Here is a 12851-nt window from a genome sequence, read left to right as displayed (position 1 = left end):
TGATCGCTGTAACCGAGACATCAAACGGTGCTGATCTGGTGGTTCGACGGGGCGACGGCTCACTCGGCGATGCCGCAGTCACCCACGCTGATCTCGCTTCGTCGGCAGTTCCCATCAACGATGCCGGGGGGGAACCGAACCGCGTTCTGTCCGGCATGTGGGCCCGCTGGATGCAGTACGCGGTTCCGAGGATCCGTTCCGCCGTCCTTGCCACTCGCCCGCTGCGCCCGTTCGCTCACCAAGACGAGGCAGTCTTCACGCACATGCTGGCGCAGCCGAGGCTGAGGTTTTTGCTGGCAGATGAGCCCGGAACCGGTAAGACGATCATGACCGGCATGTACCTCGCCGAGGGAACGCGGCGAGGGCTCATCCCCGGCAACACGATCATCATCGTGCCTGCACATCTGGTGGAGAAGTGGCGCCGCGACCTTCGGCGGTACTTCGGCATCGTCGCCGAGCGACTCACCCCAGAGATAGCGCGCGACCCCAAAGATCTCGATCCCCGCGTGACGGTGTGGGTGGTCAGTGTGGACCTGTACACCTACAACCCCGATGTGCGACGCAAGATCGCCGGCTCGCGTGCATCCTGGTCGTTGACCGTTTTCGACGAGGCGCACCGCCTCACCCCGACCTCGCAGTATCTTGGTGCCGCCCGCGAGGTAGCCGCGCGGACTCACCATCTGCTGTTGCTCACCGCGACCCCGCACCGCGGGAAGGAACACTACTTCCGCGGGTTGATGAACCTCCTCGATCCCACGCTCTACCCCTGGGATCCACGGCAAAGCGAGTACGAGACGGCGTTGCGCCCCGGCGCCCTGTCCTTCCTCCGTAGGATGAAGGAAGAGCTGCGCGACCTCGACGGCAACAATCTGTTCCCGCCCAGATACGCACAGACGGTGTCGGTAGATCTCACCGCGGCCGAGGACGCCGCGTACACCGCTGCCATGGACTATGTGGATGCGTTCTACGCCGACAGCGCTACCCTCGCCCGCTCCATCTATGGAAAACGCGCCGCGTCCTCCCTCACCGCTGTCGGCGCCACCATTCGACGGCGCCACGAGGCACTGAAAGGACCGGCGAGCGGGCGGACTGACAGACTGACCCCCGAGGAATTCGTCGACCCTGACAGCGGAGGCTTCACCGCAGCAGTCGACGACGATGATGCCTGGGCGCGTGCCGAGGACATCGTGATCGGTGCCAAATCGAGGAACAAAACCGAAGAACTCGACGCGGTCGACGGCGTGCTGGCCACCATCGAGGCCGCACAAAAGGGAAGCATCTCGTCCAAATGGAAAGCCGCTGAAAAGATTCTCGCCGACCACGGCATCACCCCCAGCCAAGGCCAGCTCCTCGTCTTCACCGAGTTCACCGACACCGCAGTCTGGCTCGCAGCGCAATTCGCCGACGCCGGCTTCACCGTCGAGACCCTGGAGGGCTCCGTAGGGCACGAGGCCCGCGATCACCTACAGCAGCGGTTCTTGGCTGGAGACTTCCAAGTTCTTGTGTCAACCGATGCAGGCGGCGAGGGCATCGACTTGCAGTCCGCGAACGTGATGATTGACTGGGATATCCCCTGGTCGCTGGTTCGGCTCGAACAACGCATGGGTCGCCTGCATCGAATCGGGCAGACCAAACCGGTCCACATCTACCACCTGGTCGCACCCCAGACCCGCGAAGGGCGAGTCCAGGAGGTCATGCTGACCAACTTGGAAACCGCCGGAAGCGCATTGAGCGGCCGCATTTTCGACCTCCTGGACGCCGTCGCCGTGCGGTCCGGGTTCAACTACACCCAGGCCCTCCTGAGCGCTCAAACCGCGTCGCCGGCCGCAATCCATGTTCCCGGGCCGGAAGAACTGGTGGCGGCCGCCCGGGAGCTGGTGGGCGACGAAGACCGCCTCCATACCCCCGCGAACACAGAGGCAGCGCTGGCTCGATTCCGCGACGACCGCCTCGAGTCCATCAACCCGGTCATCGTCGACGGATTCCTCGACACCCTCGCGCGTTCTCAGCACTGGACGCTCTCGCCCGGCCCGGCGAAGGGCATTCGCCGTATCCGTTCAACCGGTGGCTTGCTGCCAGAAGCCCTAGGAGGTGGTCGGGACGGACTCGTCGCCGCCGACGGTTCCTCGGTTCGCCAAGCCATCAACGACGGTGCAACCGACCCCGACTTGGAAGCCGTCATTGTTCTCGGCCCGACCGAGGAGCCGTTCGCCGACCTGATTCACTTGGCGATGCGCGATGGGGAGACGGAGCTGATTCGTGGTTCGGTGATGACCGATACCGCCTCGCTCACCGGATACACACTTCTGATCTTCGACGCCGAGGTAGAAGCACATGATGGCCTCCGCCGAAATCGGCGCAAGGCCCCGATCCTGGTGCGATACTCGGGCGCGGGGGCGTTCGAGGTTGCGTGGGAGTCGCTGATGACCCTTACCGTCTCGGGCAGCGATCAGTCGGTCGCAGGCCTGACACCAGCCATGAAACACGACGGAATCCGCGAAGCGCAGGCGGCGCTGTCGCGAGAAGTGGAACGCCAGAGAGACGACCGCCGAGCATGGGTCGCGAAGGCCCGCGAGCAACTCGATCAGGTCGAGTACCGGCACTATGAAGAGCTCGAGGAACTTCCCCTCGCGGCGCGTCGAGAGGGCATGACCCAGTTCGCTGCATTGAAGGATCAACGGCTCGAGCAACTGATGCAGATCGAGAAGGTCAACCCGACTGCGCCACGGTTGGTCGGATGGGTCGCCGTGGCTGCCGGCGCACGTGTCACCGATCTCGGATACGACCCCGACAGCGAAAAGATCGCCGTCGCTACCGTTCTCACCGAACTGGAAAAGCTCGGATTCATCGTCGACGACCGGCAGACGGCAAAGGTCGGATACGACCTATTCGCCCGCCACCGGCACTCGGGCGAACAGCGACTCATCGAGGTCAAAGGCTTGCATACGGAGCTGCGACCCGTCTGGCTCGAGCAACATGAATGGGCCCAAGCCCAGCAACGCGGAGCCGACTACTGGCTGTACGTCGTCGACGGGTGCGCATCGTCCCCCACGGTGCGGATCCGCGCACAGGACCCGGCCTCGAAGCTCTCCCAAGGACCGCGCCGCATCGAGCGGTTCCAAATCAAGGTCAAGGACCTGAAGAAATTGATGGAAGGCGAACAGTGACCCCGCGTACATCCCTCGGTGAGGCCGATGCACCCGCCGACATGGCCTCCCGACTGATCGACCGCTGGTTTCCCTGCGCCGTCGTCGACAAGGCAATCAAGACACCCGCCGGTTCCGGGCGCAGTGAGAAGGCACTCTTCACCTGGTTCGCCTCACGGCCGATCGCCCAAGCACGGGCGGCGGTCCTCGCCACGCTCCTCCCCGACGACAACGGGCTGCAGCAGGACGTGGAAGCCGCCGTGCGGTCCGGTGACCCCTCCGCATTGGCGCGGCTCCGCAAAGTGATCAGCGAACAGTACCCGGCAGGACGACCCGTGGTTCTCGACGTGTTCTCCGGGCGCGGCATCATTCCCCTGGAGGCCGCCCGTCTCGGGATCACCGCCGTGGGAACGGACCTCAGTCCAGTGGCCACTCTCGGCGGGCGTCTGCTGACGGACTATCCCCTTCGCGACTGGTCCGCCGAACCGCCGCTGCCCTTCGTCGATGCCTTGGACACGGACCAGACCCTCTTCGCGGACCAGGAACCCCGGCTGCTTCGAGATGTACGCACGGTCCTGGCGGAGGTCGGGCAACGTGTTGCCGACAAAGTGGCATCACTTTTCCCCAAGGACGCCACCGGGTCCTTTCCCTGGGCATACCTGTGGGCCGTCACAATCCCCTGCGACCAATGCAAGCGCCCGTTTCCGCTGGTAGGAAACACAACGCTGCGTCACCCGTACAAGAAGACCAAGGACTCGGGGCAGTCGTTCCGGTTCATCGTCGAGGACGAATCCTGGCACGTGGAAATTCACGACGGAGTCGCCACTCAGGCGCCCACCTTTGCCGCCGCACCAGGCAAGAAGGGCAAGAGCGCGCACTGTCTGTTCTGCGGTCACGTCCACGGTCTCGATGCCGTCAAAGCCAAGGGTGCCATCGGCGAGTTCCAGGACGCCCTCGTTGCAGTGGCAGACGGCGGGGACACGCCCAAGAAGGAGTGGCGTAGTCCCCGGGTTGATGAGATCGCAGCCGCCGAAGGTGTGGTGCTCGGCGAGCAGGAGCCGTTCGGCGGACTCACCGCCGTCCCATCCGAACGGATCCCTTCAGGAAATCAGGACACGATCCGCGCCAGCGCCTACGGCTACTCCACCTACGGCGACCTCATGAATGCTCGGCAGACCATCCACTTCGTGGAGACGGTCCGCACTATCAGGGAGGTGAGAGAGGAGCTCCTTGTTGCCGGGTATTCCGAGAACTACGCGAATGTACTGACGGCGTACGCGGCGGCGAACTTGCCCCGGAAGCTGCGTAGGGCAACACGCGGCGCAAAGTTGCTCTCGCACGGTGAGAGCAACGGGACCAAACAGAACCGCGTCCAGGTCGGAGACGTCTTCTCGGACGAAAGCAAGCAATCGTTCAACTTCGACTATCTCGAAGCCGGCCCCGGCGGCGGGCCCGGAACATGGTCGAGCGTCAGTACCAGCGGAGTCAATGCTCTGAAGAAGGTTCTCGAGGAGTCCCCCTTCGGCATTCCCGGCCGCATACGCAAAGCGTCTGCGGTTGCACTACCCTTCCGCGACGGCACCGTCGATGCCGTGGTCACCGACCCGCCGTACTACAACATGATCGATTACTCGGACGCGTCGGATTTGTTCCACGTCTGGCTCAAACGCTGCCTCTACGACGTGCTCCCCGAATTGTTCGATGACGACGGCCTACAAGACAAGTCCGAAGAGATCATCGTCAAGCGCGGTGGCACAACCGACGAACACCGCACCCGCGACTTCTACGAGCAGATGCTCAGCCGCGCCTTCACCGAAGCCCGGAGGGTCCTGCGCTCAGACGGACATCTCGTCGTCGTCTTCGGACACTCGGACCCTGACGCATGGCTGCGTTTGCTCGGTGCCCTGCAAGAAGCCGGATTCGTGGTGACAAGCTCGTGGCCGTCCAGGTCCGAGAACGCCTCAACCGGTGTCGCCAGCATCAAAGTCACCGTCACCATAGGATGCCGCGTCGCACCATCCACCTTGTCTGTAGCCACCGCAGCCCAGGTCGACCGCGAGGTCACCGAAGCAGTCAAGGCAGCGTGTCGCGAATGGGATCGAGAAGACCTCGCTCTCACCGATCAGCTCATGGCGTCCTACGGTCCCGCAATGGCCGTGTACGGCCGGTACAGCACTGTCTTGAAGCCGGACGGCACTCGTGCAGACCTCGACCGTTACCTCACTTTGGCCAGAGCTGCGGTCCGAGACGCGACAGCCCTCCGTCTGGATGAACTTCCCCTCGAAACGTTCGACGCAACAACGAGATTCGCGGTCTTCTGGCAACGCCTCTACGCACGCGCCGTCGTTCCCAAGGGCGAAGCCCGATTCCAAGCGCAGGCAGACAACCTCCGCTTGGAGGACCTCCGCGGGCCACTTCTCACCGAATCGAAAGCAGGATTCCGGCTACGCCTCGATCAGCCAACCCAGATATCGCCGAGATCCTCCACCTTCGAGACTGTACGAGCGATGGCAGCAGCCTGGGATGCAGGTGGCACCGAAGCCGTCGCCGAAACAATGGCCACAGCAGAACGCAATCCGAACGACGCCCACTTGTGGGCGGTCGTCGCCGAGATCAACCGACAGCTTCCCGACAGCGACCAGATCGCAAAAGCGCTCGCCGCGATCGTGCGTAATGCCGGCACCATCGGCAATCTCGTCTACCGAGCCGCCGAAACTGGCCTAGGCAAAGATGGGCAGCTCACGCTGCCCGAGACCACCGAGGAGATCTACCCATGAGTCCGCAGCAGGTGCCGCACTGGGCCGACTGGCTCACACTTCGGCCGGAGGTCCGTGCCTCGGACGGCTCGATCGGCGACCTGCAGATGTCGCTGCACAAGGCGGTCTACCAGACGGTCGACGTGCCCTACCGCAAAGTCGACTACTACGCCGACATCACCGAGCCGACGCCGAACCTGATCGGATTCTTCAGTCGAATCACCAGCCGGCTGGGCGGCGGTGATCAGGCCGTCGCCCTCTTCCATCTCGACCAGGGAATGGGTGGTGGAAAGTCGCACGCACTTGTGGGCCTCTACCATCTTGCGAACAGCCCGCACGAGTTCTTTGCCACCCCACTCGGGCAGACGATCCTCGCCGAAGCGGAACGCGGTGGCGCAGAGATCGACCTGACAGGCACCCGAGTAGTGGCTCTGACCGCCGACCACTTTTCGCCCGGTGCCCGCAACGAAGTATTCGGCCCGGCCACAAATCTCTTCGAGCGGTTCATCTGGGGTCTTGTCGACGCCGACATGGATCGTTACCAGCACTACGTAGCCATGGGACCTAACAAGGCAACGCTGCAGCAAGCGCTGATGGACACCGCACGGCCGGTGCTCATTCTGCTCGACGAGTTGATGGACTATGCACTCCACCTCTCCGATGCCGAGCACGTCGCTTCGATGCCCAGCGAGAAGGCATTCCTCAACGCCCTGATGGACGCTTGTGACGACGTGCCCAAGGTGGCATTCGTCGTGGTCATGATCAAGTCGGAACTCGACGAGCGCGGATACCCCTTCCAAGCCACCGAGTTCCGCGAGTACATCGCATCCCGGCTGGTTCGCAACGGGCGCACCGCAGCCGTCACCGAGCCGCAGGACTTTGCATCCATCATTCGCCGGCGACTCTTCGAACAGCAACACAAGACCTTGCCCACCAAAGCGCTGGCGTCAGCCTTCACCAAAGCGGTCGACCAGCAGTGGAAAGACAGCGTGTTCGACCGGCTCGGTCCCCAGCGCGGGACCCTTGGCTTTGCCGATCGTGTCGAGGCCGTCTACCCATTCCACCCGGAGCTGATGAGGCTGGTGCGAGAGGAATGGGCACAGGTTCAAGGGTTCCAGCGGGTCCGGTCCACCGTGGCAATCTTCGCGCGCACAGCACTGCACTGGGTCACCGAGCACAAAGCCGGCCGCTGGGCTCCCGCACTGATCGGTTCCGGAGACATTCCGCTTGCGGTTGTCCTGGAGCAAGTACTTTCCTCGGGCCTGCTACTCGGCAACGATCGAGCGATCCAGGGCTACCGCGCTGTAGCCAGCACCGACATCACCAGTACCGACACCAGCGGTGGGCGCGCAGTCAACGTCGACAGCGCCTTGAGAGCGGCCGGTGTCGACGCCGGACAACCCACCCCTGCAGTCCGAATGGCGACCGCACTCTTCGCATACTCGTTGGTCGGTCGAGCGCAAGGGCGACGCGGCGCCACCAAGGCCGAACTTCTCTCCTGCGTCTTCGAGCCCGGCGGAACGACCTTCACCGCTGCAGAGGAAGTGTTCAACACACTGACCGGGGAAGAAGGGCTCGGGGCATTGGAGATCACCACACCCCCGAACGCGCCCGCGCGCTACTACCTCTCGATCAAGCAGACACTACGGATGTACTTCACGGCGGCCGCCGCCCAGGTAACCTCCGATGCTCGCGAAGAACTAGTGTGGACTTTCGCCCAGAACCTCTCGAACAAGGGCACCTTCGACGACGTACTGCACATCGAGCGCCCGGAAAATCCCGACGCATCGGTGTCACAGATCTTCGCCGGCATCGACAACAACACCACCAACAGGCTTGTCATACTCGATCCGCGGCGGTGGACGCTGCTCAACGGCAAGGACTCCGCCACCAGGGAGGAAATCAAGGCGCTACTCGGCCAGGGGGTCAGCCCGCTGACCGTCGACAACGCAGCGAGCTGTGTCGTCGCTTCAGTCAATACACAACTTCGCAAGAACGCCTACCAACGAGCACGAGATGTCCTCGCCTGGCGATACGTCATCAACCAAATCGATGATGACACGGACGGCGAGCTCACCGAAGCCAAAGACAAACTCGCGGCTGCGGAAAAGAAGCTCCGCACGGACGTCGCCAAGGCATTCCAGCACTACGCCTATCTCATCCGAGTGGGAGACGAACTGGTCGTAGAGTTCAAGCGGTTCGACTCGGACAGCCTGACATCACTTCGAGGGGACCAAGTATGGACACAACTCGTGGCCGACAGTCGCGCAACAACATCCGGCACCCTCTCCGCCACATACCTGGCCGCACTCCTGACGACATTCGCTCGCGCGCTCACTCCACGCGAGGTCGTTCAATCGTTCTACAAGAACCCCGGCTTCCCTCTGGTGCCCTCGACGGACGAGATACGTCGCGCCATGTTCAGCCTGATCAGCGATGACTGGGAACTAGTCGATGCCGAGGGAAGCCCGTTAGCGCTGAGCTCTCCAGGGCAGATCCAAATCAACTCGATCAGCCAGACCCTTCGTCCACGGCAGCCCGACACCAACGCTGACGAGACCGAAACCTCCGCTGAGGATGAAGACGAAGATCACGACGACGAAGGACTATTCGGCGGCACGGTGCCGGGAGGCAAGCCTCGCGCGACAGGGAAGCCCGCTCCGGGTAAGCGCACGGATGCAGGTGGGCAGCCGGCCACGGACGAGCAGGTGGGGCCAAAGTCGTACAAGCGGTACACGGTCGAGATCGCCAACCGAAGCATCACCGCTCCAGAAACACGCGAGCAGATCTGGCAACTACTCAAGGAACTATCGAAGGTGGTCGACCCCGCCAACAGCGACCTCGATCATCAGCTGCTGAACCTCACGCTGACCCTGACCACCGCCGAGGGCGACCAGGGCGCCTTGGAATCCAAGGCGAATCAGATTGGTGCCAAGGTCCGCGTCGAGGACGATGATTTCTGAACGTCGAGCTTCCGGTCAAATCAATGTCTCGTGCCCGGCACCCTTCCCTGCTCTCCTCGGTGCAGTGAAGGGCGTCAGGATAATCCGCGCAACTGGAGAAGACAGATGACGAACCCGAAATGGCTCGCGGGATGCGCTCCTGGAACACGTCGTGAACTTGCCGGAGCGCTGTACAACAACGCGAGAATGATAGGCGTGGATGTCCGGGACGGCGAACGATTCGGCCTCCGCCAAGGCGAAGAAGGAATTACAGACCGGGTGCTACTGGACTTGTGCCGCAAGATCCCCGGTCTGAAGATCACCAAGTTCACGCATAAGCGGGAAGCCGCCAATGGTGCCGATTGGGAATGGTGGATTCCGACGGCGACGGGACGCTGGTTCGCGTTCCGCATACAGGCGAAGAAGCTCCTCAACTCGAGCACCGGTAGAGGCAAGTACGACTTCTCCTACAAGGTCGATTCGACGAGCAAGTCCCAGCTGCAGACTTTGATCGATACCGCACGCATCGACGGAATTCCCGCCGTATATGCGCTCTATAACCAGGCCGGAAGCTCCCGATACAGCGCGCATCGCCACATCCATGGCTGCGTAACCCCGACAGCTGGCCAAGGCGTCACCGTCATCGCGGCCAAAGCCGTTGAGCAGGCGTTCGGCTCAAACCCAGCCGCCGTTGAAGATGTTCAATGGTTGTCGCTGCCGTGGTCATGTCTAGCCCATTGCCCAGGCCGCAGAGCTGTTCTCTATGACTCAATGCTGTCGGACATGGTCGGCTCGTCAGGGCTTCGGGGCGGGGACTCCGCCGACGAAGGACTCGGCGTGTCGATCGCGCGCCATGTATGGAGGCTGATGCTACTCCGCAGCGAGACCCCGGCCGATGCACCGCTCGATTGGGCGTACGAGTACTTGGGTGAGACTGGAGTCTTCCGTGAGCCGCCAGACTACGTACCCGTCGACGACGCGAACGTCGAGCTGGATAGTGGTCGCCATCCGCTCGCGGAATTAGGTATGGCACCTAGGTACGTCGCCGCTTTCGCCCCTGAGTAGACTCGCCGAAACCCTGCGGGCCGTGAGACGACGCCTCGCCCGCTTGCACGCCCGTGACAGGTTGGCTCCTTGGGGCATCGTAATGGGACGGGGACACCTGCAAGTGCGTCGCTCGACACGCTCGGCGCGACCGTCACGCTGCGGCGGTTAGGTGTTCGCATTGCTGATGCTCCAACGAAGGGTCGTCATGTACCGAGGAAGGTACATTCATCGACGGTCGATGGTCGTATCGTCGGCACTGTTTGCAGTCTGCTCGGGTACCGGGAGGGATAGGTAGCTGGCGGCGGTGACGAGGATTTCGCGTCCCTTCTGTTTGGCGCTCTTGGGGTCGTACGGACGGATCGGAGGTTGAGGAGCCGGCATGTTTGTACGAGGAGGCTGTCGACTCGCGTGGTCCTGCCACCTCTCAAGTGTGTCGAGATAGTGCGAATGTTGATAGATAGCAAGAGGGTCGATCTCCATCTTCACGCGGCGCGCGAGCAGGTTCCATCCCGCGGCCGTGGCGTATCCGCTTCGGTAGAGCGTCAACCCGTGGCTCTTACTGAGTGCCGTAGACGCGTGGCGAGCAAGCTGTGCACCCCAGCCGGAGCGCATGGAGTAGACAAATTCGACTCGTGCGCATTCCGGAAATGGGGGATCGGTACGTTCCTCCTCCAAGCGGAGGGCAGCGGTTAACACCGCCACCGCAGTCCCATTCTCAACGCCCACCCACGCCCAGCGAAAATTTGACGATGGTGGGCACGGCGCAACACCTCGAGAGAGCGATTCAATAGTCATAGGCGGACAATACCCAGACGCCGGCATGCGAGGCAGTCCACGTGATTCGCGCTGGAGAGGGTCCTGACAGCACACGAGAGCGCAAAGTCGGCGAGATGTTGTGGAAGATAGCCGAGCACGTGAAGGCGGCGCTGACCTGTATGCCCGGCTTCGTTGTCACCAGAGATCAGGTCGATGCCGTCGAAGAATCGTGTGGTGGTGTCCTCGCCGTTGGGCCGTCTTTTGTCCGCATCGATCACTGCGCATTCCTTTCACTGAACTGGGCCGATGACATGTCCCGGTGACGTCCGAAGGACATAGGTCCGCAACGCGATTCTGTCGGCACCACGTCCAGTTGGCTCGCCATTGGGGGAGGTGCCATGACCGGGAGTGCCGCAGCCATGCCGCCGCTCGGGCAGATCCTGACCGCCGGCGAGGTCTCCCGGTTCGTGGCCCGGGTCGCGTACCTCACTGGCCCGGTGGTGTTGGTAGATGAGGAACTCGCTCTGGCCGCGCCGGCGCGGGCCAACGGGGATTGGCTCGAGGCGTTGGGCTGCCGGATCTGGCGGTGAAGGCGCGCACGCTTCTGCCGGAGACTGCAGTCGGCCGCGCCGCGCCGCGGCCGGCACCGGCACCGGCACCGATACCGATTTCGGACCGGCGTGTAGCGACCCACTCCAGCCCCGGTTCCCGGCAGTCGGCGCCCGGAGGTGAGAGGGTGCGGGGTATGACTTTCCGGCTGCCGACCACTCTCGCGACGGATTCGGACGCTGCGGCGATCGCGGCGCTGACCCGGTACTACGGTCGCCCGTACCTGGGCGAGGGCGCCTACGTCGGCGCACACTTCGACTCCTGGTCCAGCACCGGCGACCAGGCCGGGGAGGCGGACCGGTTCACCGCCGATGATCTGGTCGCGGTGACCTTCCTGTCGGTGCAGATCCCGCCGACCGCGGCGCGGGCGATCCTCGACACCGACGCGGAAGCGCTGAACACGCTTCTGCGGGCGATAGGCCCGGATCGGGACCTGGTCGACGAATCGGACCCGCTCGGCCCGGGGTGGCCCGCCTGGGACCTGGAAACCGCCCTCTGGGCGCTGCCGGGCATCGGCCGCACGAAAGCTACGAAGCTGATCGCCCGCAAACGTCCCCGCCTGTACCCGATCTGGGACTCGGTGGTGATGGGCGTTGTGGGCACCGCACGCGCCCACCTGAACCCGGTGCGGGAAGCGTTGCGCGCCGACGACGCGGCGTTGCACGGGCGGTTGCTGAAGATTCGGGCCGCGGCCGGGTTGCCCGAGGAGATCTCGGCGCTGCGAGTCTTCGATGTGATCGCGTGGATGGACGGCAAGACCCGGGGCCTCGGGCAGCGCGCTGACCAGGAAAGATGACCCGTCCCGGGGTGCGCGAGAGAACCGCGGTCGGGTCCGGGACCGGCGTGGACCCGACCGCGGACGAGGGGGCGATGTCTGCGAAGTTGCCATGATCTCGGCATGGGCAGGCTCGCCACTGCGATCGGCGCCCATGTGAAAGGCGCGGCGACAATCATCAGCGTGATAGCCCGTCTGTGGGCATAGCATCCTTGCCTGTGATGGGGCTGTGACCTGGTGTGATGACATGTCCCCGGTTTGTGATGTGTGGGGGCCGGCGACACTCGTGGGGGAGTGCCGGCGCCGGGGTGCGGGGTGCGCCGGTGCCCGTTTCGCCCGTTTTGAGAGAGTTTTGAAATATGTTGTTTTACAACATGTTTGGGTAATCAGTTGTTATTGAGATAGTTTCGTTGACTATGCACAGCAGTAGGACTTGAATGTATGGAATCTGTTGTTCATCAATATATTTGGGTAATTGCGGATTTTGTGGTGTTTGGGGTGCCCTGGGGTGGGTGGTATGCTGTGGGTATGACGATGAGCGGTGTGGGAAGGCGAACGGCCGATGGGTCCGGCGCACCCTCCCGCCTCCCCAGCCTCGTTCGGGTGTCGGGTACCGAATCGAACGGGACGATGGAAAACACAGGTGAGAGCCTAATCTGCGAAACCCAGAGGAGCGAAGCGACTCGATCGACGGCAACGGGACAGGCCTACTGCGAGCCGCGCAGCGGCTCCCTGGCGGGGAGCGATCGATGCGGACGTGCGGGAACTTCGACATCGCAATACCGGCGTTGGCGCCGGCGGCATTATGTGGGGAGACCGA

At 63.2% G+C, this 12851-nt stretch carries 8 protein-coding genes; 6 read left to right on the top strand and 2 right to left on the bottom strand.

Going from position 1 to position 12851, the window contains the following annotated elements; all coding sequences use genetic code 11:
• Nucleotides 1-38: 38 nt before the first annotated feature.
• The 4 genes from GO592_RS34730 (at nucleotide 39) to GO592_RS34715 (ending at nucleotide 9909) form a co-directional block, all read left to right on the top strand.
• The gene (locus tag GO592_RS34730) at nucleotides 39-3167 is read left to right on the top strand and encodes a helicase-related protein (protein ID WP_157234178.1); all 3129 of its coding nucleotides are present in this window, start codon (nucleotides 39-41) and stop codon (nucleotides 3165-3167) included.
• On the top strand, nucleotides 3164-5923 hold the full coding sequence (locus GO592_RS34725) for a DUF1156 domain-containing protein (protein WP_007295670.1): 2760 nt from the start codon (nucleotides 3164-3166) through the stop codon (nucleotides 5921-5923). Before GO592_RS34730 ends, GO592_RS34725 begins: the two co-directional genes overlap by 4 nt.
• Nucleotides 5920-8865, top strand: coding sequence for a DUF499 domain-containing protein (locus GO592_RS34720; protein ID WP_007295669.1), 2946 nt, complete (start codon nucleotides 5920-5922; stop codon nucleotides 8863-8865). Before GO592_RS34725 ends, GO592_RS34720 begins: the two co-directional genes overlap by 4 nt.
• Before the next feature lie 105 nt (nucleotides 8866-8970).
• Nucleotides 8971-9909: a DUF6615 family protein gene (locus GO592_RS34715; RefSeq protein WP_157234177.1), complete on the top strand. Its 939-nt coding sequence runs from the start codon at nucleotides 8971-8973 to the stop codon at nucleotides 9907-9909.
• Nucleotides 9910-10116: 207 nt separating this feature from the next.
• On the opposite strand, the gene GO592_RS34710 is transcribed toward GO592_RS34715, so the two are convergent.
• Both GO592_RS34710 and GO592_RS34705 read right to left on the bottom strand, forming a co-directional pair.
• Nucleotides 10117-10686, bottom strand: a complete 570-nt coding sequence (locus GO592_RS34710; protein ID WP_157234176.1) for a hypothetical protein — start codon at nucleotides 10684-10686, stop codon at nucleotides 10117-10119.
• Nucleotides 10683-10925: a hypothetical protein gene (locus GO592_RS34705; RefSeq protein WP_157234175.1), complete on the bottom strand. Its 243-nt coding sequence runs from the start codon at nucleotides 10923-10925 to the stop codon at nucleotides 10683-10685. The genes GO592_RS34710 and GO592_RS34705 overlap by 4 nt, the downstream gene beginning before the upstream one ends.
• Nucleotides 10926-11045: 120 nt before the next feature.
• Here GO592_RS34705 and GO592_RS34700 point away from each other — a divergent pair, with 120 nt between their 5' ends.
• Both GO592_RS34700 and GO592_RS34695 read left to right on the top strand, forming a co-directional pair.
• Nucleotides 11046-11237, top strand: a complete 192-nt coding sequence (locus GO592_RS34700) for a hypothetical protein (protein ID WP_237737273.1) — start codon at nucleotides 11046-11048, stop codon at nucleotides 11235-11237.
• 155 nt (nucleotides 11238-11392) lie between these two features.
• Nucleotides 11393-12052: a DUF6308 family protein gene (locus GO592_RS34695; protein WP_202715285.1), complete on the top strand. Its 660-nt coding sequence runs from the start codon at nucleotides 11393-11395 to the stop codon at nucleotides 12050-12052.
• Nucleotides 12053-12851 lie beyond the last annotated feature (799 nt).

Origin of the sequence: Rhodococcus sp. 21391, assembly GCF_016772255.1 — a bacterium.
In the GTDB taxonomy this organism is placed as follows: Bacteria; Actinomycetota; Actinomycetes; order Mycobacteriales; family Mycobacteriaceae; genus Rhodococcus_F; species Rhodococcus_F opacus.
This window is presented reverse-complemented; position numbering and strand designations above follow the sequence as displayed.